The sequence below is a fragment of the Methylosoma difficile genome (assembly GCF_054657615.1).
This window is the reverse complement of the sequence record NZ_BAAHYJ010000004.1, coordinates 141,010-164,562: the sequence shown is the minus strand read 5'-3', so window position 1 is coordinate 164,562 and position 23,553 is coordinate 141,010. Positions and strand designations below refer to the sequence as shown.

Sequence of the window (23,553 nt, the reverse complement as noted above, 5' to 3'; positions counted from 1 at the left end):
TGCAATAAAAATTTGTAGTATAATTTTCGGTTCAGTGTGACCGAGCTGCGTAGCGACTACAGTGAGTAAATGATGAATCAAGAACAACAACAGTCCCAGCTTAAACAGTTGATTGCCAAAGGTAAAGTTCAGGGATACCTGACTTATGCCGAAGTTAACGACCATTTGCCCAGCGATATTGCCGATCCTGAACAAATCGAAGAAATTATCGGTTGGATCAATGATATGGGCATCCAGGTGTACGAAGTGGCACCTGATGAAGACTCGTTAATTACCGACTCTGCGACAGTCACCACCGATGACGAAGATGCCGAAGAAGTAGCGGCTTTGGCTTCGGTTGACAGCGAATTTGGCCGCACCACCGACCCTGTACGCATGTACATGCGTGAAATGGGTTCTGTTGAGTTGCTGACCCGCGCCGACGAATTAAAAATAGCCAAACGCATTGAAGAAGGGCAGCAGCAATTGGTTAAGGCCATTTCCCGATCCTGCGTGGTTGTGGAAGATTTTTTACAATCTTTTGACAGCATTTCCGGTGAAGAAGGTGCTACACGTTTGACGGATCTGATCTCCGGCTTTGTTGACCTTTCCGAACCTGAAGATTTGATGAGCAGCCAAGCGGTTGCAGATATTGCGGAAGATGCCCCTGCCGTCGAAGATGAGCTGAAAGGCCTTAATGTCGAAGAAGTGCAAGAAAAGGTGGAAGCTTTAAGGAAGCAGTTAAAAGTCGCTTCGGCTGCCATTAAAAAAAGCCACTACACCAGCGAAAAAGCTGAAAAAGCTTTTGAGGAATTGGCTGATTTGTTCATGGAATTTAAATGGACACCGCAGTATTTAAAAAAATTGACTGGTATTATCCCTAAAGGTGTTGCTAATGTCCGTGAGCAAGAACGTATCATTATTGAAGCTTTCTTAAAACACGGCAAAATGCCACGCAAAGAGTTTATTGAGTCTTTTACCGGCAATGAATCCAATGCTGCTTGGCTAGATAAATACCTAGAGCCAGGCCAAGCTTATGCTGAGGCATTAAAGCCTTATGAAAAAGAACTTAGAAAAGCGCAAAAAACCTTGTCCGAATTGGAAGCGGAATACGGTTTGACTATCAGTGGCTTGAAAGACATCAACCGGCGGATGTCAATTGGTGAAGCGAAAGCCAGACGCGCTAAAAAAGAAATGATTGAAGCCAATTTAAGGTTGGTTATTTCAATTGCGAAAAAATACACCAACCGTGGTTTGCAGTTCTTGGACTTGATCCAAGAGGGTAATATCGGTTTGATGAAAGCGGTTGATAAATTTGAATACCGTCGTGGTTATAAGTTTTCGACTTATGCGACTTGGTGGATCAGGCAGGCCATTACCCGTTCGATTGCCGATCAAGCCCGCACCATACGTATTCCAGTGCATATGATTGAGACCATCAATAAGCTCAACCGTATCTCGCGGCAAATTTTGCAAGAGCTAGGCCGTGAAGCGACGCCGGAAGAATTGGCGGAGCGCATGGAAATGCCGGAAGATAAGGTTCGCAAAGTCTTGAAAATTGCCAAAGAACCGATTTCTATGGAAACGCCGATTGGTGATGACGAAGATTCTCATTTGGGCGACTTTATTGAAGACGCCAAAGTCATGTCGCCTGTTGAAGCGGCAACCATTGCTGGTCTTCGTGAATCAACACAAAACGTACTGGCTGGCTTGACCGCCCGCGAAGCGAAAGTTTTGCGTATGCGTTTTGGTATCAACATGAATACCGACCACACCTTAGAAGAAGTGGGCAAACAATTTGACGTGACCCGTGAACGTATCCGGCAAATCGAAGCCAAAGCGTTGCGGAAATTACGGCATCCGTCACGTTCGGAACAATTGCGTTGTTTCTTGGACGGCGAATAAAAAACGTACGAAGGGCCATTAGCTCAGTTGGTTAGAGCGTCCGACTCATAATCGGCAGGTCGTAGGTTCAAGTCCTACATGGCCCACCACATACATCACGAAGGCTGCTTATTGCAGCCTTTTGTCTATCTGGGTTTTATTTATTTACGAGGCGATAGTACATGAGCAATAACTTCATTTTCACATCAGAATCGGTTTCCGAAGGCCATCCTGATAAAGTTGCCGATCAGATTTCTGACGCGGTATTGGATGCCCTATTGGCACAAGACCCAAAATCACGGGTGGCGTGTGAAACTTTAGTGAAAACCGGCATGGTAGTTTTGGCGGGTGAAGTCACCACCAATGCTTGGGTGGATGTGGAAGCCCTAGTGCGTAAAGTGGTTTGCGACATCGGTTACGATAACGGCGAAATCGGTTTCGACGGCAACAGCTGCGCGGTATTGAATGCCATCGGCAAACAATCGGCAGACATCGCCATGGGTGTTGATGAAGGCGAAAACCACGAACAAGGCGCGGGTGACCAAGGCCTGATGTTCGGCTACGCCAGCAACGAAACCGACGTGTTCATGCCAGCGCCGATCACTTACTCGCATTTGCTGGTACAACGCCAAGCAGAAGTGCGTAAAAACAAAACCTTGCCTTGGTTGCGTCCTGATGCGAAAAGCCAAATCACTTTCCGCTACGAAAACAGCAAACCGGTAGCGATTGATGCCGTGGTTCTGTCAACCCAGCATTCGCCAGAAATTAGCCAAAAAGCTTTATACGAAGCGGTTATGGATGACATCATCCTGCACGTTTTGCCAAAAGAATGGCTGCATAAAGACACCAAATACTTTATTAACCCAACGGGCAATTTCGTTATCGGCGGCCCAGTGGGCGATTGCGGCGTCACCGGACGTAAAATTATTGTTGATACCTACGGCGGTATGGCAAGACATGGCGGCGGCGCGTTTTCTGGCAAAGATCCCTCCAAAGTTGACCGTTCTGCTGCTTACATGGCGCGTTACGTTGCTAAAAACATCGTTGCTGCGGGATTGGCGGAACGTTGCGAAATCCAAGTCTCTTACGCGATTGGCGTTGCTGAACCGACTTCCATCAGCGTGGAAACTTTCGGCACCAGCAAACTCAGCGCAGACCGTTTGGAACAAATTGTTCGCGACCATTTCGACTTAAGACCTAAAGGTTTGATCGCACAATTGGATTTGTTGAAACCGATTTACCTGCCAACTGCTGCCTACGGGCATTTTGGTCGTACCGAAGACAGCTTTAGCTGGGAAAAAACCGATAAAGTTGAAGCGCTGAAAGACGCGGCTGGTTTATAAGTTATAAATGTAGGATGGGCTGACGATAGGAAGCCCATCGAAACCGTATTTAAATAAACGATGGGCTTCCTTACGGTCAGCCTTTATGCCTTCGGGTATTTATGCCCTTAGGGTACATCCTACGAAAAAGGACACACATGAGCGAGCAAGATTACAAAGTAGCCGATATGGCATTGGCTGATTGGGGACGTAAAGAAATTAACATCGCGGAAACGGAAATGCCTGGCTTGATGGCTTTGCGTGAAGAATTCGGCGCAGCGCAACCTTTAAAAGGCGCGCGGATTGCGGGTTGTCTGCACATGACCATTCAAACCGCCGTGTTGATTGAAACGCTGACAGCTTTAGGCGCAGAAGTGCGCTGGTCGTCTTGCAATATTTTCTCCACCCAAGATCACGCCGCCGCTGCTATTGCTGCTGCTGGCGTTCCCGTGTTTGCGTGGAAAGGTGAGACCGAAGCCGAAGCCGACTGGTGTATCGAACAAACCATAGTTGGCCCGAACGGCTGGCGTCCCAACATGATTTTGGATGATGGTGGCGACCTCACCAACATGATGCACGACAAATTCCCTGAATTGATGGCGGATGTCAAAGGCTTGTCGGAAGAAACCACCACAGGCGTATTGCGTTTGTACGAACGCGTTGCCAAAGGCACGTTAAAAGTCCCTGCGTTCAACGTTAATGACTCTGTGACCAAATCTAAATTCGACAACCTCTACGGCTGCCGCGAATCCTTAGTTGATGGCATTAAACGCGCCACCGACGTGATGATCGCGGGTAAAATCGCCGTAGTTTGTGGCTACGGTGATGTTGGCAAAGGTTGCGCGCAATCCCTACGCGGCTTAGGTGCAACGGTTTGGATCACTGAAATTGACCCGATTTGTGCATTGCAAGCGGCAATGGAAGGGTACCGCGTCGTGACGATGGAAGAAGCCGCACCGATTGCCAATATTTTTGTAACGGCAACAGGCAACTACCACATCATCCGTCATGAACACATGCTGGCGATGCGCGACCAAGCCATTGTTTGTAACATCGGTCACTTCGATTCAGAAATCGAAATCTCCGCTTTGCGTCAATACCCTTGGGAAAACATCAAACCACAAGTTGATCACGTCATTTTCCCAGACGGCAAACGCTTGATTATTTTGGCAGAAGGCCGTTTGGTGAATTTGGGCTGCGCGACAGGCCATCCTAGCTTCGTGATGTCCAACTCGTTCTGTAACCAAGTGTTGGCACAGCTAGAGTTATGGCAAAATGCCGAAAAATACGCTAACCAAGTGTATATTTTGCCGAAAATTTTAGATGAAAAAGTAGCGCGTTCACATTTGGCGCAAATTGGCGTCAATTTGACGGTATTGACCGAAGAACAAGCCAAATACATCAATGTGCCAGTTGAAGGGCCTTATAAGGCGGATCATTACCGTTATTGATCAGTAAGGTTTGTGTAGGTTGGGTTGGCGTAGCGTAACCCAACGTTTTCTTAAATAGTTAAGTTGTTGGGTTACGCTACGCTAGCCCAACTTACATTTTCTGATTAGCCATGCAATCTACCCAACCCTTCAGCTTCGAATTCTACCCGCCCAAAACCGAAGAAGGCGCGGCGAACCTGCAAATCGTCCATGCCGAACTTGCCAAACTCAATCCGGATTTTTTCTCGGTCACTTTCGGGGCAGGCGGCTCAACACGCGATAAAACCTTCGATACCGTTGTTGGCATCCAAGCCAAAGGTATTGCTGCTGCGCCGCATTTGTCTTGCGTGGCGTCTACCAAAGCCAATATCCGCGCTATCCTTAAAGATTACCAAGACCACGGCATCAGCAAAATTGTCGCGCTGCGCGGAGATTTGCCATCGGGCATGATGTCGGCAGGTGAATTCCGCTACGCCAATGAACTGGTTGGTTTTATCCGTGAAGAGACAGGCGATCATTTTCAAATCCATGTCGCGGCTTATCCTGAGGTGCATCCGCAAGCGCCCAATGCAAGCACCGATTTAAAAAACTTCCAGCGTAAAGTACAAGCAGGCGCGAATGCTGCTGTCACCCAGTATTTTTACAATGCCGAAAGCTATTTTTATTTTGTCGATGCCTGCGAAAAGTTGGGCATCACCATTCCCATCGTGCCAGGCATTATGCCGATTACCCAATACACGCAGCTGTTCCGGTTTTCGGAAATGTGCGGTGCTGATATTCCACGTTGGTTGAGGAAGCGTTTGGAAGGTTTTGGTGATGACCGCGAATCCATACAAGCGTTTGGTTTGGATGTGGTGTCACGTTTATGCCAGCAATTATTGGATGGCGGCGCACCGGGCCTGCATTTTTACACGATGAACCAATCAGCATCCAGCTTGGCGATTTTGAAGAATATTGGCCGTTAAGCTTAAGATTTTTTGGCGATAAACTTGGCGTTTAGCCGATAAAAAAGGCGTACAAATTAATTTGTACGCCTTTTTTGTTGCTTCATAAGCTGACCCATTCCGGCGGTTTACGCCGGAATGGCGGCAATTATTCTGCTTTTGGTTTGGAGCGTCTAGGCGCTAAACTTAGGCGTTTTTTGCCTTTGTCTGCTTTAGGTGCGCTGCTGGTAGTAGCTGCGCTGCCATCCCATTTGGAGATATTCAGTTGGTGGCCTACCACGCGTACTTTGCGTAATTCTTGCAACAGTTCTTTGGGCATGCCGGCTGGCAATTCTACTGTGCTGTAATCGTCTTCGATTTTGATGCGGGCGATATGGTCGCCGTTAATGCCCGTTTCGTTGGCAATGGCACCGACGATGTTGCCGGGTTTTACGCCGTGGCTATGACCGACTTCGATGCGGAACAACTCCATTTCAATATCGGCGCTACCAAAGCGTTTGCTGCCGCTGCGGCTTCTTTCGCCACGCTCGCCACGATCCCTCGGTGCGCGGTCTTCCCTCGAAAAGCGCTCAGGTCGTTCTTCGCGCGGCTCTTTGGTTTTCTTCGGCGGTTGCATCAATAAAGGTGTTTCACCTTGCACCAGTTTTGCCAACGCAGCGGCGATTTCCAAAGCCGATACGTTATGTTCTTGCTGGTATTGTTCGATCAGTTGGTTGAAAAAGCTGAGTTCTTCGGCGGCTAAAGTATCGGTGATGTTTTGTTTAAAACGGGCGATACGTTTGTTGTTAATGACTTCGGTGGACGGCAAGCCCATTTCTTCCACTTTTTGCTTGGTGGCTTTTTCGATATTGCCCAGCAATTTGCGTTCTCTCGGGGCAATGAACAAAATCGCGTCACCGGTACGGCCTGCACGACCGGTACGGCCAATACGATGCACGTAAGATTCGGTATCGTAAGGGATGTCGTAGTTGACGACGTGGGTGATACGGTCAACGTCAAGGCCGCGTGCAGCAACGTCAGTGGCGATGAGGATGTCGAGCTTGCCGCTTTTCAGGTTGGCGATGGCGCGTTCCCGAAGTGCTTGCGACATGTCGCCGTTAATGGCGGCGGCTGAATAGCCACGGGCTTCCAGTTTTTCTGCCAATTCCACGGTTGCGGTTTTGGTTCTAACGAAAATTATCATGCCATCGAAGGTTTCCACTTCGAGGATGCGGGTTAATGCGTCGAGTTTGTGGACGCCGCTGACCACCCAATAACGCTGGCGGATATTTTCCGCGGTGGCGGTGGTGACTTTAATGGTGACTTGTTCGGGTTCGTTCAGGTATTCGTTGGCGATTTTGCGGATCACTGACGGCATGGTGGCGGAGAACAAGGCGATTTGGATGTCTTCCGGCGTTTGTTCAAGAATCCATTCGACATCGTCGATAAAGCCCATGCGCAGCATTTCGTCGGCTTCGTCAAGCACCAAAATGCTCAGTCCGTCTAGGTTTAAGGTGCCTTTGCGCATATGATCCATCACGCGGCCTGGTGTACCGACCACGACATGGGCGCCGCGTTTCAATTGGCGCAATTGGGTGCTGTAATCTTGTCCGCCGTAGATAGGCAGTACGTGGAAGCCTTTCATATGCTGGGCATAATGTTGGAAGGCTTCGGCAACTTGGATGGCTAGCTCGCGGGTGGGCGCCAATACCAAGGCTTGGGGGTCTTTTTGTTTAATATCCAGTTTGGACAAAATAGGCAAGGCAAAAGCGGCGGTTTTTCCAGTTCCGGTTTGTGCTTGCCCTAAAACGTCTCTGCCATCAAGCATAAACGGGATAACTTGTGCCTGGATAGGCGACGGTGTTTCATAACCGACATCTTGCAGTGCTTTTAACACCGGTTCGATCAGTGCTAAATCACGGAAAGAGGGTAATGTTGAAACATCATTGGACATGTATTTACCTGTAGAAATATTAGATTGCGCGAAATGCGCGGGGAAATGTTTGTTTAATATGGGATTATATCGCAAACTATCGGGATTTGCTGAAAATCGCTTCGTGTTGCAGGCAGGTAAGGCTGATTTGTAAGGCAAAGTCGTGGCTTTACGGTAATATATCCGATTATTCACGCTTATCAAGCTGGGTTTTACTGTGTTGCTTGTTATAATGTTGCGTTTGTTAAGTTTATAACCTTCATAATTTGTTCGAGAGATTTCATGATTCGAGGTAGTATCGTCGCGTTAGTGACACCAATGGATGCCAGCGGTGCAGTCGATGTTGAGAGCCTAAAAAGGCTGGTCGATTTTCATATTGCCCAAGGCTCTGATGCGCTGGTGGCAGTGGGTACCACAGGGGAGTCGGCAACCTTAGATGAGAACGAGCATTGTGAAGTTATCAAGCGGGTGGTGGAATTTGCCGCCGGCAGAATTCCGGTCATTGCCGGTACAGGGGCCAATTCGACCAAAGAAGCCATCAACTTGACGCGTCGCGCCAAAGAAGCGAACGCCGACGCTTGTTTGATCGTTACGCCTTACTACAACAAACCGACCCAAGAAGGTTTGTACCAACATTACAAAGCCATCGCCGAAGCCGTGGCGATTCCGCAAATTTTATACAATGTCCCAGGCCGCACTGCTTGCGATATGTTGCCGGAAACCATCGGGCGCTTGGCAAAAGTTGACAATATTGTGGGTGTCAAAGAAGCCACCGGCGATTTGTCGCGCTACCACGCTATCCGTGCCTTGACCGGTGATGATTTTGCCATCTATTCCGGCGACGACGCCAGCAGCCGCGAATTCTGCCTGTTAGGTGGTAATGGCAGCATCACCGTGACTGGCAACGTGGCACCCAAACAAGTTCATGACATGCTGATGGCGGCTATCAACGGCGATGCCGAAACCGCGCTTGCCATCGACCAACGCTTGGCCGCTTTACACAAAGATTTGTTTATCCAGTCAAACCCAATTCCTGTCAAGTGGGCCGTCGCCGAAATGGGCTTGATGGGTAAAGGCATCCGCTTGCCGTTGACTTGGCTAAGCGAAGATTGTTTTGCCGCCGTCCGTGCCGCCATGCACCAAGCCGAGATTATTTAACAGATGCTAAACGCCAAACCATTCCGATTATTGTTGGTTGCCGCATTAATCGGCAATTTGTCTGCTTGCGGCTATATCCGAAGCTTATTTCCCAATAAAGAAAAAGATTACCAATACACGGTAGAGATTCCGCCGTTGGTTTATCCGAAAGATTTGGCAAAAAATGACAGATTGCCTGCCCGTATCAATGCTGCACCCCAACAGCCGGAACCGGTTGTTGCAGCCCCAGCCCCTGTTGCAGAAGCTACGCCTGCCGAACCGGTTTTGTCCGAACCACTGCCAGAATCCGTACCGGCAACCGCCAGCAAACCCGCCGTTAAGCGCAGCCCGCTTAACGTCAATGTGGTGGCAAACGGGGATAACAGCCTTTTGCGTATGGATGCTAATTTTGACGCCGCATGGCGCAGCATCAACAAAGCCTTAAGCCGTAAATCCATCGAAGTGACGGCCCGTAATCAAGCCGAAAAAAGCATCAGCCTGCGCTTCGATGCCAGCAAACAAGCAGCACCCACGCCCAGCAACTCTTTCTGGGACGAAGCCTTATTTATCTTTAGCGGTTTGCCCAATAGCGAAAATGCTTACACGTTGAAGTTTACCGAAACCGGCACACAAACCGATATGGTGGTTTTGGATGAAGACCAAGAAGCGGTGACTGATGAAGATAGCTTAAAGCTACTGAACTTATTGCAGGACACGATCAGGGCCGACTTCGCCAAATAATGCACGGCGGCAACTAATTTGCCGCCTTCAAACACACTTAGGATTTCCCAACCGGAAATTGATCTCAGACATTTTCAACGTAACCAAACGCCACATGCTTACAATCCCTGGGTGTTCCGCCCTTTCCGAATTCCGCATCAAAATCCTGTTAACCAAACTGCAAGCCATTGCCCCAAGCATCCAAGCGATGACCGCGCGTTATGAGCATTTTGTTGATGCCAGCGCCGAACTGGGTGCAGAACAGCAAAGTATTTTGCAGCGCCTGCTTGATTACGGCACAGCCTATACCCAGCCTGAACTTGCCGGACAAAGCTTGCTGGTCATCCCGCGCGCCGGTACGTTATCGCCGTGGTCCAGTAAGGCTACGGATATTGCCCAGCGGTGCGGACTGGCAGCCGTCAAACGCATCGAACGCGGCATCCGCTACACCATTGTTAACGACCAGCCTTTGCCGGAAGAGTTGTGCGCCATCTTGCATGACCGCATGACCCAAACCGTGGTATTGGGTACTGAAGTGCCGGATTTATTTGCGCAACATCAACCACAACGTTTGCAAACGGTTGCCATCATCGAACAGGGTAGGGATGCGTTGGTGCAAGCCAATACCGAATTGGGATTGGCCTTATCGGCGGATGAAATCGACTACCTGACCGATAGCTTCCAAACCTTGGGCAGAAACCCGACCGATGTCGAACTGATGATGTTCGCGCAAGCCAATTCCGAACATTGCCGCCACAAAATCTTCAATGCGGATTGGACGATAGATGGCGTTGAGCAAGGTAAATCCCTGTTCAGCATGATCCGCAACACCAAAGACCAAGCCCCCGACGGTATCCTGTCGGCTTACAGCGACAACGCCTCGGTGATTAAAGGCGCGACCGCCGACGTGTTTATCCGCAACCCGCACACCGGCGAATATGGCTATGTCAGCGAAGCGGCACATTTGCTCATGAAAGTGGAAACCCACAACCACCCGACCGCCATTTCACCCTTCCCTGGTGCGGCGACCGGTTCGGGCGGCGAAATCCGTGATGAAGGCGCAACCGGGCGCGGTTCGGCAACTAAAGCAGGTTTGACGGGTTTTACGGTATCGCATCTTAAAATCCCTGGTTTTCCGCAAGCTTGGGAACACGACAACGGCAAGCCCGGACGCATCGCCTCGGCTTTGGACATTATGCTCGAAGGCCCGTTGGGCGGTGCTGCGTTCAACAACGAATTCGGTCGTCCGAATCTGGCGGGCTATTTCCGGAGTTTCGAGCAAGCCGTACCCGATACCGACAATGCCTTCAGAGGCTACCACAAACCCATTATGCTGGCGGGTGGCATGGGCAATATCCGCCCCATGCTGGTCGATAAACATAGCATTCCTGCCGGATCGCTCATCATCATTTTAGGCGGCCCCGCCATGTTGATTGGTTTGGGCGGCGGCGCGGCTTCTTCGCAAGCGTCGGGCGCGGGCAGCGAGACACTCGACTTTGCTTCGGTGCAGCGCGAAAACCCCGAAATGCAACGCCGTTGCCAAGAAGTCATCAACCATTGCAATGCCTTGGGCGAAGACACGCCCATTATCTCCATCCACGACATAGGCGCAGGCGGTTTGTCGAATGCCGTGCCGGAAATCATCCACGATTGTGGTCGGGGCGGACGCTTCCAATTACGGGATGTGCAAAATGCCGACATCGGCATGTCGCCGATGCAAATCTGGTGCAATGAAGCGCAAGAGCGTTATGTCATTGCCATCAAACCCGAATCGTTACCCCTGTTTACCGCCTTCTGCGAACGCGAGCGTTGCTTGTATGCGGTGATCGGCGAAGTGACCGAAGAAGAGCATCTCAGTTTGGAAGACAATCTATTGGCAGACAAGCCGGTCGATTTGCCGATGTCCGTTTTGTTTGGCAAGCCACCGAAAATGCACCGCCAAGTCGTACACGTCAAACCGGCTTTGCGTGCCTTGGATTTGGCGGGCGTAAGTTTGGCGGAAGCCGTCCAACGGGTGTTGTCTTTCCCGGTTGTTGCCGATAAAAGCTTTTTGATCCACATTGGTGACCGTTCTGTGACGGGCTTAGTGGCACGCGACCAAATGGTCGGCCCTTGGCAAGTGCCGGTGGCTGACGTCGCCGTCACCGCATCCGGCTTTTATGCCTTGACGGGCGAAGCGATGGCGATGGGCGAACGTACGCCTGTGGCGGTCATAAACGGTCCGGCGTCGGCACGCTTGGCGATTGGCGAAGCTATCACCAATTTGGCGGCGGCGCGCATTGATTCGCTGAAACAAATCAAACTGTCTGCGAACTGGATGGCGGCAGCGGGCAGCGCCGGTGAAGATGCGGCCTTGTACGACACGGTAAAAGCGGTCGGCATGGAACTTTGCCCGCAATTGGGCATTGCCATTCCGGTCGGCAAAGATTCCTTGTCGATGAAAACGGTTTGGCAAGATGACGCGGGCGAAAAAACCATGACCTCGCCGTTATCGCTTATCGTTACCGGTTTTGCGCCGGTTTTGGATGTCAGCAAAACTCTAACGCCGCAACTGCGCGATGTGGAAGGCAGTGAGCTGATTTTGATTGATTTGGGGGCTGGCAAAAACCGTTTGGGCGGTTCGGTGTTGGCACAAGTGTATAACCAATTGGGCAATGATTGTCCCGATTTGGACCACCCCGAATACATCAAAGGCTTTTTCGATGCCATCCAATTGCTGAACAGCCGTGGCAAAATCTTGGCTTACCATGACCGCTCCGACGGTGGTTTATTAGCGACTGTTGCGGAAATGCTATTTGCAGGCCGCTTGGGTGTTACCTTAAATTTGAATTGCTTGGGCGATGATTGTTTGCCGGCCTTGTTTAGCGAAGAGCTGGGCGTGGTGTTGCAAGTGGCTGCAAGCCATAGCCAAGAAGTCATTAATGTGTTCCACCACGCCGGATTGATTGATTGCACTTACAAAATCGGCACAGTGGAAAAAGCACAGCAATTGACCATCAAGCACAACGGCGAAGTGATTTACAACGCCAGCCGCTCCTACTTGCAAAACGCTTGGTCGGCGGTCAGCTACCGGATGCAAGCGTTGCGCGACAATCCCGAATGCGCCTTGGAACAATACGAACGCATCGCCGATGACAACGACCTAGGCCTGCATGTGGCGTTAAGTTTTGATGTCAATGACGATATTAGCGCGCCGTTCATAAACAGCAGCCGTCCGAAAATTGCCATTTTGCGCGAACAAGGTGTCAACGGGCATGTGGAAATGGCGGCGGCGTTTGACCGCGCCGGCTTTGCCAGCGTCGACGTCCACGTCAGTGACATCATCGAAGGCCGCGTCAGTTTGCAGGACTTTAAAGGCTTGGCAGCCTGCGGCGGTTTTTCTTATGGCGATGTCTTGGGCGCAGGCGGCGGTTGGGCAAAATCCATTTTGTTCAATGCTAGGGCGCGTGATGAATTCGCGGCGTTTTTCCAACGCCCCGATACGTTTGGCCTCGGCGTTTGCAATGGTTGCCAGATGATGTCCGGCCTAAAAGAATTGATTCCTGGCAGCGAACACTGGCCCCGCTTTATGCGCAACTTGTCCGAGCAGTTTGAAGCGCGGGTGGTGATGGTGGAGGTTCAGCCGTCGCCGTCATTATTCTTTGCGGGGATGGCAGGTTCCAAAATGCCGGTCACCATTGCCCACGGCGAAGGCCGCGCCGAATTTGCCGGTGATCCGGCCTTGGCGTTTGCGGCGAATAGCGTGGCTTTGTGTTATGTCGACAATTACGGGCAAATCAGCACCGCATTCCCTGCCAACCCGAATGGTTCGCCAGCCGGTATAACAGGTCTGACCACCACTGACGGTCGCTTTACCATTATGATGCCGCATCCGGAACGTTGTTTCAGGACCGTGCAAAACTCTTGGCATCCCGATGATTGGCTGGCCTACGGTGCGTGGATGCGGATGTTTAGAAATGCTAGGGCGTGGGTCGGTTAGCGCGGCTTTTAAAATGCTTGCCAGTCAGTAAAGGGCGTTATACCGTACATAAAAACTGAAACACCAATCATATTTGCTGGATTACCCATGATTTCTGAATATTACTCAAAAATAAGCAAAGCTTTGCTGGTGATAGCCATTTTAGTCATCATGCTCTTGCCTGATGTGGTCTTTGAGCTTTTATTCGAGTTCTTCCATATCGTTTGGGAACTGATCGTAGAGTTTGCCGATATTGTTTTTGAAGGTGTCGAATCGGGTCTCGACCATGTGGTCGAAAGCTTGTTTGAAACTGATTTGCACGATACTCAGATCATTGTTTTCTATATAATTTTAGCAGTAGTCCTGTATGTTTTTTATCGCCTGTCATTGTTTATACCGGGTATCTACAGACGCCTAAAAAAACGGATATTGACAGGCTTGGAAATGCGTAAAATCCGCACCATCATCTATTGGCAAGGTTTGCCTTTGATAGAAAAGGCTAAATTTGCCGCCATTGGCACACTGATTGTTTTGTATTATGTTTTTTTCGCGTTTTAAGACGCAATATTTTCCAACTTTTTAATAGCGTATTTGCACAGACCACCATGCCTTCTTTTGATATTGTTTCCGAATTTGACATGCACGAGGCCAACAACGCCATCGACCAAGCCAACAAAGAAGTCGGCACCCGCTTTGACTTTAAAGGTACCGAATCCAGCTTTGAATTTAACGACAACAAGCTGGTGATGATTTCCGAATCGACTTTTCAGCTACAGCAAATGTTTAGCATTGTTTGCTCAAAACTCAGCCGCCGTGGCATCGACATTGCCTGCCTGGAATTGGGTGACGCGAAAGGCAGCGGCAAATTGATGCGCCAAGAAGTCACGCTTAAACAAGGCGTTGATAAAGATTTGGCGAAAAAGATCGTCAAACTGATAAAAGATAAAAAATTGAAAGTGCAGGCCGCCATTAACGGCGACAAAGTGCGCGTCACCGGCAAAAACCGCGATGACTTGCAAGAAACCATCAAAATGCTACGTGCAGAAAACTTGGAAATGCCGTTGCAATATGAAAACTTTAGGGATTGATTGCTAAGCAATTCAACCAACCCCAATAAACCCCCGGCAACGACTAGCGATGCCGGGGTTTTTTTATGGGCGCGGTTTGCATTTTCATACATTTCATACAAACTTTCTTATCAATGCACACGCTACCGCATTGTTACCAACCTACCATCACAAACCAATGCCCCATCCTTTCATTCATACCATGCTAAACGTTATCTTTTTGTTGTTGTTCGTGTCGGCAAATTGCGCACAGGCACAGCCCGCATTGCCACCACTTAACCCGCAAGAATTCAATGCTGTCATCCAAGAAATTGAGGCGATGGTTAAAACCAAAGAAGATCACGCCGATGAATTTTCTGTCCGCGAAGCCACGCCCGAACGGATTGAACGCTTGTACCAGATGCCAGAACTGTTGCAACAACAGAAAATCATCCGCGAAAACGGGCTGATTTTCGCCGCACACAGTCCGTTGCTTACTTTCAACCAACCCTCTGATGTCATCGACAAAATGGCGGCTTGGTTTCCCAAAGAACTCGCCGACGCCAGAACTGCCGATGCGCGGCGTTCGTATGATTCTATCCGTCAACACATTTATTTGTTCGGCCCTTATCCCAGCTGGCCTGCCGAGCAAACCGCCTTTTTAATGTTGTGGGAATGTATGCCGGAAAACGTCTGGCGGCATCCGCAACAAAACCCGTTTTTGCTGCCGCCAGGGCAGGGTAGTTTTATGGCGATTGCCGACACCAGCTCCGGTCAATATGAATTCAGCACCTGCGTACATGAACGCAGCGGTCTCTTGTCTTCGTGGACGCAAGCGACGGTTGAATCCTACAAACAAGCAGCTTTGGCAATGGGCAACAAAGCCGCGCCCGTGTTGCAGCGCAAATTCATCGACTATCTGAGTGAGCATCGCTGCCAAGGCACGGGGCCCAATGACTGTGTGTTATTGATGAAATTATGGGGCAGCTTGTCGCCTGCTGATCCTGATTTGGCGAAAATGTTGCAAACTTTAGAGCAAGATGTCGCCAGCAGTGCGCCGCTGCCGCCTGTTTCGCCCAACATTTATCCGCGCCATCAGCCACTGCTTGAAAATGTCACTCGGCAAGCGGCGTTTTTGATGCTTAAACAAGCCTCGATAGCCAACGCGCCGCCAGCGTGGTCGCCGCAATCTTTGCAGGATTTGTTGCCGCAAATGGGTAAGCTTTTCCAATACGATGACGATATAGGTTTTTATATCGGCGAGACTCCAGCAGAACAATCGGCGATGCTAGCGGAATTGGAACGCCTCTATCAACAATCTGATTGTTCCAATGTTGATCGTTGGATTAAATTCAACCTAGACCCCGTATATGCCCGCTTCGCGCTTAAACACTTGTCTGATGCGAATCCCCATTGCCGGATAATCCCGCCTTGGGATTGGCTAAAAAAAGGCGGATCAACGGCGGCTAACGATTTGCGTACCGAGTACCTCAATCTGCTGGGTCATCAAGAGACTGGCGCATTGCATGAATTGCTCTTAGCCAATTTTACCGATGACGGCAAAGCCTGTTTTGACAAAACCACCCATCCACAACCGGCTTGGCTGGCATCGCTTTGTAAAACGTGGATTTCCGAACCGCAAAATGTGCCGTTGAACTCGACGCAAGCCCAGCCCATTCGGGCAGTGCCACTCAGCGTACCGCCCATGAACGCCAACCAAGCCCATTGGTATGATGCTTGGCTAATGCAACTGGTGGCGGGTATGGATGCCAACACACAGCAAAAAATGCGGGCTTTTAGTGAGGAATTAAGCCGCCGCCAAGGCCTTATCGGTAATGCTTATGGCTGGCAACTGCCTAAGCTGGGGGTATCGGTGGTGGAGTTACAGCTTACCATTAACAAGCCTGATGAAACGGTTGCTTGGCCTTTTGAGGGCTGGCAAACCCTGCCATACCAAAGCTCGCGGCTGTTGTTAGTGTTTGATGGGGCATCGTTTATGGTCGTCGGCGTACCGATGCGCTTGTCGTACGAAAGCGTGGTACAGATTACGGACAGCGACGCAGACGGCCATCTGGAAGTGTGGTTGGTGAATGATTTCCGCAAATGCCACGGTGACGACAGCGATTTACAACGCGAATGGGATTGTTCAGCCAAAACGGTCGAGATGGGCGAAATTTGGGGTAATGCGTTGACGTATTTTAGCAACAGCCTCAAAACCCAACCCCGCCAAACCGCAAGCAACCCGCCCGCTTGGCAAGCCTTGGCATTGCCTGCCGACCAACAACCTTACACAGGCAGGGAACAACCCTGCAACATCCGTTTGCTAAGCAATTTGTTGAGCAGCCAATTACCGATCAATTACGGCGGTAATAATGATGATCGCAACGACGTGATTGATATGGTCTGCAAGCAGCATCCTGTCCATGCTGAACAAGCCATCGTCGCGTGGTTTTATCTGCTTAACGAAGCCGCTAACGAAGCAGAGGACTATAAAAAAGGCTTTGCGGTGGCAGTTATCAATCTCCAGCAAAACAAAATCATCCGCTTTTATCGTGACATCATCGAAGAAGATGCCGCTATGCGTATTGATGCTGGCAGCCTGAAGATAGACACCGCCCGCTACAAACTGGCTGACAATGTCCGCGCATTTGCCGTGCGGATGGATATTGGCCATAGCCCGAGTTGTGCCGAAGGTGGCGAAAGCGATTATTTGACCTTATTTGTTGAAGAAAAAAACACCTTAAAGCCGGTGTTGAAAGATTACGGTATGTCTAGCTGGCAAGTGGTGGAAGGCAGCAACAATTGCGGATATGGCGAAGCCAACTATACCACCGATACCGTCACGCGGGTATTGTCGGTTGCGGACACCACAAGCCACGGCTGGCATGATCTTGAAGTGATTGAATACCATCAAATTGACCGGATAACCCCAACTTCTGACAATGATGAAGTTGTAAAAAAATACAGCAGCAGCCTTGGCAAACTGCGTTTTGATGGCAAGGAGTATTTACCGGAAATGACCGGTAAAGCTCACTAACCAGCGGGTGTTGTGCCGAATTTAAAATTCCATACGGCGTAATAAACCTAACTCTTTTGTACTATGTTCGACATGCAAAATTTAAAAATGTGAACTAATTAATATTTTTGTAAATATAGGAGGCTATAAATAGATCAAAAATTAGCTATACCGAAAATTACATAAGTTACTTTCCTTTACAAGACCTATTTACAACGAGGATAAAATCATGAAAAAAAATAACTTAGCAATATGCTTTAGTATTTTGGCCTTCGTAGATCCTAGCGTTGGTTTTACAGCTGATTCTTGTAATGCCCTTTTAACAGTAGGCATTTACAACGTTGCTCAAAGTAGTAACGCTAATGAAGGGGAGTCTTTAGCGAAATCTACTTTTTGCTCTGCTGATTACAGCCTTAACTCTACAACAAGTTCTGTACAGGCAAGTATAAAAGGTGCTTACGGACTTTTTTCTGGTGGAGCTTCCGGGGCGGTAACGGATAGTCAAATTATCGAAACCCAAAGAAACGTGTGTACATATGGTTTTAATAGCAGTGCTTATAGCAGCGAAGCAAGCAGTTATTCACGGAACATTTACCAAGGAGCATTAGATGCTTGGAACCAGTGCAATACTTTAGCAAGTAAAGGTCTAAATTTTGAGATTCAAACTGACAATACTATGCAGGGTGTAACCGTTTCACTTTCAACAGCCTCAACAGGCACAACCAGCAAGTTCCTTGGTTTAAGCCAAACAGGACTAGGCACTTCCGTTTGTAAAACAACAACAACTACTGGGGAGCTTGTGACATTAGCAGAAAATACGTTATTCACATTAAGCTCTGCTAAGAAGTTAACTGTGGTTTGTAAAAGAAAAATGAAAAATGACGGTAACGGTAACTTGTTTTCCGATGCCCAATCTTTAATTTTTAATACGACTACAGGGGCTTATCAAGTACCGTTATCAGGCATTGGATCTTTGGCGCGATCAACACTCGATCAAGTTAAAGCTGAAATTAGAGTTGCCGTGAATAACGATACACAAACATTTTTGGCAAATGAAACTCAAAATTTAATTAAAGCAACAAACGATTCAATTAACGCAACTAAAACAGAATTAAAAAACTCTATTGATAAGGTAAATACAAGAATAAATGGAATTTCGCTGAATATTGTAAGGAATCCCAATGTTTATGATATTGCCACTCTTACAGGAGAAAGAGATTGTGATAACAGCCAAATTGTATACGGATTTAGAAACTCTCCTGCATCTTCTGCATCATTAGATATGTGGCGTTGTGCTAGTTTGAGTTTAACAATCCCGCAATAACTGGGGGTGTCCTGAATTTTGTGTAAGCGGTGTTTAAATTAACGACCAAGTATCCTCTCTTCAAATAGTCTAGTAGGGTGGGCAAGCTTTTCTGCCCACCCTTTATGTCACCTGTTTTTTTGATTTTTTAATTGCGCCTGAATAGGTGTTTACTTAACGTCGGGCAAAAAAAATAACCATCCAATAAATAGAATTGGTCAAACGAATCCGTAGGTTCGGCTAAGGAACAAACCTCAATAAATCCAGAGGCATCAATCGTTGGGTTTCCTAACATCACTGCAACCTACGGGCTGCAAGATACCCCCCGATATTCGCGTGGCGAACAGCCAAACTTCTTTTTAAACACCCGACTAAAATGGGCGGGGTCATTAAATCCCCAATGCAGGGCAATTTCAGTGATTTGTCGGCTTTGCGCCGATGGGTTGGATAAGTCCTTGGCGCATTGCAGCAATCGGCGTTGCCAGATGTAACGCATTAATGAGGTGTTTTCTTCGGCAAACAAGGCATTGATGGCGCGTGCCGACAAGCCTGAAAATTGGCAGACCCTTGCCGTATCCAGCCCAGAATGGTGGAGGTTTTTGTCAATAAACGCTTTGATGCGGTTTAGGGTCAGCACACGGCTTCTGGACAAACTGATTTTGGCAGGACGCACGGCATTGACCGCCAAGGCCAGCAAATCCATGGCCTGTTCAGACAGTGCCGTAAATTCTTGTGGCTTGATATTGTCCATCTGCGCGCTCAAGGTTTGGATAAACTGCGAAGCGATCAGGCCACAGCCTGCCGTGTTAGGAATCCGCAAAGCCGTGCAGTGGTCGATTTCGGCAAGTTGCTCCCTGAACACGCTGCGCGGTATCGCCACGATCAGCTTGCTGAAATCATCGGGACAGCGGATGTGGTGCGCCAGCGTGGCATCGTAAATCGTCATATCTCCCGGCTGTAAGATCACATCACGTCCATTTTGCGTCAATCCATAGCGCCCTGAAACCAAAACCACCGCAAAATAAGCATCTTGGGCGTATTGCCAAGGCTCTTCGGACGGATGCTGAATGGTAATCGCACTGGATTCGACGACGGATAGCTGTAAGTTTTGCCCGCTATAAATCGCCAAGTTTTGGCGCATCTGCCGGTTGGGCGAGCTGATGTCAACATGGGTGTATTCCCGGCAAATCACCTCCCGCAGCCAATCCAGCCGTTCATGGCGAGGGATGTCCTGAGTGCTGAGCTTGGTGCTGGAGATGTGGGTTGTCATGGAAACACCTGCCTTTAAAAATTAGGATGCCAGTGCCGTTGTAGGCAAGTTTTCGTGCCGTCCTGTGCCAACGGAACAACCGCCAAACTGCCATACTCATGCTTTTATCAATCACGCGGAGTTGGCAATGTATCAAAATTATAATCAGGCGGGTAATGTTGTTTTGTTAAGGGCGGCGGCTTTGTGGCTATTGATGGCTTTAGGTTTGGCGTGGTGTCTGGTGGCTGTGAAGCTGCAATTACCCCTGTTTCCGTTAATTTTTAAAGATTTCGACCGCTTGTTGCAAGCGCATCTGGACTATCTGCTGATGAGTGCCTTGCTGTTTGGCTTTTATGCCGCCCATGTGCCCTTGCCCTGGCACGTAAGCTGGGCAATGGCGGTCGGCGCGTTCACCAATGCCAGTTTATTCTTGATGCAATCCATCTTTCCTAGCCTGAACCCGCCTGGCGATGATGCTTTTTCGTTGCTGTTTCGGGCTTTTACCATGCTCAGTATTTCTGTGACGACCTATGGTTTTGGTCGAGGGGCGCTGATTGTTTTTCAGGCCACTTTTCCCAAAAATTGACAAAAGGCGGTTTTGGCAAACATCGAATGGTGCATCCCAAACGATTAAGCTATTATCAGCCCATTTTTAACTACAAAAATAAATGAGGAGTGCAACATGAAAACCACGCATCACGGCGGCTGCCCGCACGATTGTCCAGATACTTGTTCCATGGTGTTTGAAGTCGAAGACGGCAAATTAACGGGCGTAAAAGGCAACCCCGACCACCCAATGACGCGCGGCGGATTGTGCGTAAAACTCAAAGATTACGAAAAACGCCATTATCACCCCGACCGCTTGCTCTATCCGATGCGCCGCAGCGGCCCAAAAGGCAGTAAGCAGTTTGAACGCATTAGCTGGGATGAGGCGTTAGATGAAATCGTCAGCCGCTGGCAAGCGATCATTGCCGAACACGGCCCGCAAGCGATTGTGCCGTACAGCTATTTGGGCAACCAAGGTTTGGTGCATGGTCTGAATGGCGGCGATGCCTTTTTCAACCGTTTGGGCGCAACCGTCACCGAACGCACGTTTTGCGGCGAAGGCTCCAGCACCGCGTGGCTGTTGACGGTCGGCCCCACCGCTGGCGTTGATCCTGAAAGCTTCATCCACTCAAAATACATCATCATCTGGGCTTGCAACTCAGTCAGCACCAATTTACATCATTGGCATATCGTCAAAGAAGCCCAGAAAAAAGGCGCGAAAGTGGTGGTGATTGACTCCTACGCCTCCAAAACCGCCAAAGAAGCCGATTGGCATATCGCCCCCAAACCCGGTACCGACGGCGCATTGGCCATGGCGATGATCCACACCATTATCGAAGAAGACTTGCTCGATCAGGATTATGTCGATAATTACACCGTCGGTTTCGACGAACTCAAAAACCGCGCTCTTACCCGCACACCGGAATGGGCAGAAGCGATTACCGGCATTCCCGCCGACACCATCCGCACTTTAGCGCGTGAATATGCCACCACCCAACCCGCCGCCATCCGCATGGGCGTGGCTTTGGAACGCCATCACGGCGGCGGGCAAAGCGTCCGCGCCGTCAGTTGCTTGCCTGCTTTAACGGGCGCGTGGCGGCATGTCGGCGGCGGTGCGTTGCAATTTCCAGTGTGGGAACATCCATACAAATTCGATGTAATCTGCCGCCCCGATTTAATCCCCGAAGGCACACGCGTCATCAACGCCTTGCAAATCGGTCGCGCCTTAACCGACCAACCGCCCGCGGGTGCGCCGATCAAATCGTTGATGTGCTGGAACGCCAACCCCGTTACGCAAGCACCGGAAACAGACAAAATCGTCCAAGGCTTAATGAACGAAGACTTGTTCATGGTTTCAGCAGAACATTTCATCTCCGATACCGCCTTGTACGCCGACATCCTGCTACCCGCCGCGATGGGCGCGGAAATGGAAGACATGATTTTATCGTGGGGGCATTTGTATCTGACATACAACGCCAAATGCGTGGAAGCACCGGGCGAAGCCATCCCCAATAACGAAATCTTCCGCCGTTTGGCGGCGCGTTTTGGCTTTACCGAGGAAAATTTCCAATGGTCTGATGGCGAATGTTTAGAGCATTTCGTCGATTGGAACGCCCCTGCCTGTGACGGCATCGACTTGGCGTATTTGCGCGAACACGGTTTTGCAAGGCTGAAAGTCGGCACCAAAGACGACCGCGCACCGCATAAAAACGGCAATTTCCCAACGCCATCCGGTCGTTGCCAGCTCAAAGCTGAAGGCGCAACCAACTTCGTCGCCGGCCCGTTCCGGCAAATGTACGACGGCTTCCAATCCGGCGAAACCCTAGACCCCTTGCCCGATTACGTGCCATCACGGGAAACCGCCGCCACCAATCCCGGACTGGCAGAGAAATTCCCGCTCAGCATCGTCTCGCCCAAAAGCCACGGCTTTTTGAATTCTTGCTACGCCAATATGGAACAAAAAATCAAAGGCCAAGGCGAGCAATTTGTCTTAATCAACGCCCAAGATGCCCAAGCGCGTGGCATTAACAACGGCGATAAAGTACTGGTGTTCAACGACCGTGGCGGTTTTGAAGGCGAAGCCCGCATCACCGATGATGTTAACGCTGGCTTGATCGTCGCCACGCTAGGATACTGGCGGCAATTGAATGCAGGCACAGTTAACAGTATCAGCTCGGCAGAATTCGCCAACATGGGCCACGCGCCATCGTTCTCGGATAATTTGGTGCAGGTGGTGGCGGCTTAATTGTAGCTAGATAAGGCGCATTAGCGATTAGCGACATGCGCCGGATGTTTAATACCTAACATCTGGCATAATGCAGCTTTACCGTCTTATAGTAATCAAATCCGAAGTGACAACCATGAATAAACACCGCATCAACATTACCGCACTACTTTGCCTATTCACGAACAACGCCTTTGCCGAATCAAATCCAGTAGTTAGCATGAATGAAAAAGTCTTTGGCAAATCATTAGGTGAATACAGCAATTTATGGTGGCAATGGGCTAGCTCAATGCCAGCTATTGAAAGCCCCGTCAGGGAAATGACTGGACTGAAATGCGATGTTAACCAGACTGGACAGGTTTGGTTTTTGGCGGGCGGTTATGGTTCTTCAAAAATCACCCGAAAATGCAGTATACCCAAAGGCAATTTTCTGTTTTTTCCTGTCATCAACATGCTGTACTACTCAAATGATGATGCGCACATAAGTTGTGAAAGCGTCAAGTCAAAAGCGGCGATGAATAACGATTACCTCCGCTCCTTTGTCGTCAACATCGACCAGCACAAAATCGTCAATCCCGTATTCCATAGATACAGCTCACCCGATTGCTTTGATTTGTTAGGCAAGTCACCTAAAAACCCACAATTGCCCACCGTATACCCCTCCGCAACTGACGGCTATTGGGTCATGCTAAAACCACTGCCGCTAGGAAAACATACTATAAAGTTTCGGGCTGAATACCATAATCCAGACCACTCCTACGGATTGATGATCCAAGACATCGAATACCAAATCGACATCGTCGAATCGGCTAAACCAGCCCCTCAATTCAAACCTATAGAAGAAAAACGCCGCCCTGTCGATAACGGCATTTAATTGGGTTCT

Annotated in this window: 16 protein-coding genes and 1 tRNA gene; 15 read left to right on the top strand and 2 right to left on the bottom strand. The window is 49.4% G+C overall.

Translation table 11 applies throughout. The annotated features are described in order from the left end of the window. The first annotated feature begins 72 nt into the window (after nt 1-72). From rpoD to metF, 5 genes are all read left to right on the top strand, one after another. Nucleotides 73-1,884, top strand: a complete 1,812-nt coding sequence (gene rpoD, locus ACYQ1O_RS12395) for an RNA polymerase sigma factor RpoD (RefSeq protein ID WP_459992370.1) — start codon at nt 73-75, stop codon at nt 1,882-1,884. Between the two features lie 12 nt (nt 1,885-1,896). Further along, a tRNA-Ile gene (locus ACYQ1O_RS12390) sits at nt 1,897-1,973 on the top strand. Between the two features lie 72 nt (nt 1,974-2,045). Beyond that, on the top strand, nt 2,046-3,206 hold the full coding sequence (metK, locus tag ACYQ1O_RS12385; protein WP_459992075.1) for a methionine adenosyltransferase: 1,161 nt from the start codon (nt 2,046-2,048) through the stop codon (nt 3,204-3,206). Nucleotides 3,207-3,343: 137 nt separating this feature from the next. After that, a complete protein-coding gene (gene ahcY, locus ACYQ1O_RS12380; protein ID WP_459992073.1) occupies nt 3,344-4,636 on the top strand; it encodes an adenosylhomocysteinase in 1,293 nt (430 codons plus the stop codon). Between the two features lie 110 nt (nt 4,637-4,746). Continuing rightward, a complete protein-coding gene (gene metF / locus ACYQ1O_RS12375) occupies nt 4,747-5,580 on the top strand; it encodes a methylenetetrahydrofolate reductase [NAD(P)H] (protein WP_459992072.1) in 834 nt (277 codons plus the stop codon). A gap of 127 nt (nt 5,581-5,707) precedes the next feature. On the opposite strand, the gene ACYQ1O_RS12370 is transcribed toward metF, so the two are convergent. Continuing rightward, a complete protein-coding gene (locus tag ACYQ1O_RS12370; protein WP_459992071.1) occupies nt 5,708-7,492 on the bottom strand; it encodes a DEAD/DEAH box helicase in 1,785 nt (594 codons plus the stop codon). A 261-nt stretch (nt 7,493-7,753) separates the two neighbouring features. Between ACYQ1O_RS12370 and dapA the strand changes: the two genes are divergently transcribed. From dapA to ACYQ1O_RS12335, 7 genes are all read left to right on the top strand, one after another. Beyond that, a complete protein-coding gene (dapA, locus tag ACYQ1O_RS12365) occupies nt 7,754-8,629 on the top strand; it encodes a 4-hydroxy-tetrahydrodipicolinate synthase (protein ID WP_459992069.1) in 876 nt (291 codons plus the stop codon). A 3-nt stretch (nt 8,630-8,632) separates the two neighbouring features. After that, the gene (gene bamC, locus ACYQ1O_RS12360; protein WP_459992066.1) at nt 8,633-9,349 is read left to right on the top strand and encodes an NlpB/DapX family lipoprotein; all 717 of its coding nucleotides are present in this window, start codon (nt 8,633-8,635) and stop codon (nt 9,347-9,349) included. 94 nt (nt 9,350-9,443) lie between these two features. Beyond that, nucleotides 9,444-13,307: a phosphoribosylformylglycinamidine synthase gene (purL, locus tag ACYQ1O_RS12355; RefSeq protein ID WP_459992065.1), complete on the top strand. Its 3,864-nt coding sequence runs from the start codon at nt 9,444-9,446 to the stop codon at nt 13,305-13,307. An 87-nt stretch (nt 13,308-13,394) separates the two neighbouring features. Beyond that, nucleotides 13,395-13,844 (top strand): hypothetical protein, encoded by a 450-nt coding sequence (locus ACYQ1O_RS12350; RefSeq protein WP_459992064.1) that lies wholly within the window; start codon nt 13,395-13,397, stop codon nt 13,842-13,844. A gap of 47 nt (nt 13,845-13,891) precedes the next feature. Then, nucleotides 13,892-14,374 carry a YajQ family cyclic di-GMP-binding protein gene (locus tag ACYQ1O_RS12345; RefSeq protein ID WP_459992063.1) on the top strand — a complete coding sequence of 161 codons (483 nt, stop codon included), beginning with the start codon at nt 13,892-13,894 and terminating at the stop codon, nt 14,372-14,374. Between the two features lie 181 nt (nt 14,375-14,555). Next, complete coding sequence (locus ACYQ1O_RS12340) at nt 14,556-17,369, top strand: PA3715 family protein (protein ID WP_459992062.1); 2,814 nt, start codon at nt 14,556-14,558, stop codon at nt 17,367-17,369. 208 nt (nt 17,370-17,577) lie between these two features. Beyond that, the gene (locus ACYQ1O_RS12335; RefSeq protein WP_459992061.1) at nt 17,578-18,672 is read left to right on the top strand and encodes a hypothetical protein; all 1,095 of its coding nucleotides are present in this window, start codon (nt 17,578-17,580) and stop codon (nt 18,670-18,672) included. A 283-nt stretch (nt 18,673-18,955) separates the two neighbouring features. Here the strand turns inward: ACYQ1O_RS12335 and ACYQ1O_RS12330 are convergent, their stop codons facing one another. Then, a complete protein-coding gene (locus ACYQ1O_RS12330; protein ID WP_459992059.1) occupies nt 18,956-19,921 on the bottom strand; it encodes an AraC-like ligand-binding domain-containing protein in 966 nt (321 codons plus the stop codon). A 127-nt stretch (nt 19,922-20,048) separates the two neighbouring features. On the opposite strand from ACYQ1O_RS12330, the gene ACYQ1O_RS12325 reads away from it, so the two are divergent. The 3 genes from ACYQ1O_RS12325 (at nt 20,049) to ACYQ1O_RS12315 (ending at nt 23,544) form a co-directional block, all read left to right on the top strand. After that, nucleotides 20,049-20,486 (top strand): hypothetical protein, encoded by a 438-nt coding sequence (locus tag ACYQ1O_RS12325; protein ID WP_459992058.1) that lies wholly within the window; start codon nt 20,049-20,051, stop codon nt 20,484-20,486. A 96-nt stretch (nt 20,487-20,582) separates the two neighbouring features. Beyond that, nucleotides 20,583-22,691, top strand: coding sequence for a molybdopterin-containing oxidoreductase family protein (locus tag ACYQ1O_RS12320; protein ID WP_459992057.1), 2,109 nt, complete (start codon nt 20,583-20,585; stop codon nt 22,689-22,691). A 115-nt stretch (nt 22,692-22,806) separates the two neighbouring features. Beyond that, nucleotides 22,807-23,544 carry a hypothetical protein gene (locus tag ACYQ1O_RS12315; protein ID WP_459992056.1) on the top strand — a complete coding sequence of 246 codons (738 nt, stop codon included), beginning with the start codon at nt 22,807-22,809 and terminating at the stop codon, nt 23,542-23,544. Nucleotides 23,545-23,553: the final 9 nt, after the last annotated feature.

Bases quoted from the DNA above. Each gene is read 5' to 3' on its own strand.
- rpoD (WP_459992370.1), top strand. From the start codon at position 73: ATGAATCAAGAACAACAACAGTCCCAGCTTAAACAGTTGATTGCCAAA.
- metK (WP_459992075.1), top strand. From the start codon at position 2,046: ATGAGCAATAACTTCATTTTCACATCAGAATCGGTTTCCGAAGGCCAT.
- ahcY (WP_459992073.1), top strand. From the start codon at position 3,344: ATGAGCGAGCAAGATTACAAAGTAGCCGATATGGCATTGGCTGATTGG.
- metF (WP_459992072.1), top strand. From the start codon at position 4,747: ATGCAATCTACCCAACCCTTCAGCTTCGAATTCTACCCGCCCAAAACC.
- ACYQ1O_RS12370 (WP_459992071.1), bottom strand. From the start codon at position 7,492: ATGTCCAATGATGTTTCAACATTACCCTCTTTCCGTGATTTAGCACTG.
- dapA (WP_459992069.1), top strand. From the start codon at position 7,754: ATGATTCGAGGTAGTATCGTCGCGTTAGTGACACCAATGGATGCCAGC.
- bamC (WP_459992066.1), top strand. From the start codon at position 8,633: ATGCTAAACGCCAAACCATTCCGATTATTGTTGGTTGCCGCATTAATC.
- purL (WP_459992065.1), top strand. From the start codon at position 9,444: ATGCTTACAATCCCTGGGTGTTCCGCCCTTTCCGAATTCCGCATCAAA.
- ACYQ1O_RS12350 (WP_459992064.1), top strand. From the start codon at position 13,395: ATGATTTCTGAATATTACTCAAAAATAAGCAAAGCTTTGCTGGTGATA.
- ACYQ1O_RS12345 (WP_459992063.1), top strand. From the start codon at position 13,892: ATGCCTTCTTTTGATATTGTTTCCGAATTTGACATGCACGAGGCCAAC.
- ACYQ1O_RS12340 (WP_459992062.1), top strand. From the start codon at position 14,556: ATGCTAAACGTTATCTTTTTGTTGTTGTTCGTGTCGGCAAATTGCGCA.
- ACYQ1O_RS12335 (WP_459992061.1), top strand. From the start codon at position 17,578: ATGAAAAAAAATAACTTAGCAATATGCTTTAGTATTTTGGCCTTCGTA.
- ACYQ1O_RS12330 (WP_459992059.1), bottom strand. From the start codon at position 19,921: ATGACAACCCACATCTCCAGCACCAAGCTCAGCACTCAGGACATCCCT.
- ACYQ1O_RS12325 (WP_459992058.1), top strand. From the start codon at position 20,049: ATGTATCAAAATTATAATCAGGCGGGTAATGTTGTTTTGTTAAGGGCG.
- ACYQ1O_RS12320 (WP_459992057.1), top strand. From the start codon at position 20,583: ATGAAAACCACGCATCACGGCGGCTGCCCGCACGATTGTCCAGATACT.
- ACYQ1O_RS12315 (WP_459992056.1), top strand. From the start codon at position 22,807: ATGAATAAACACCGCATCAACATTACCGCACTACTTTGCCTATTCACG.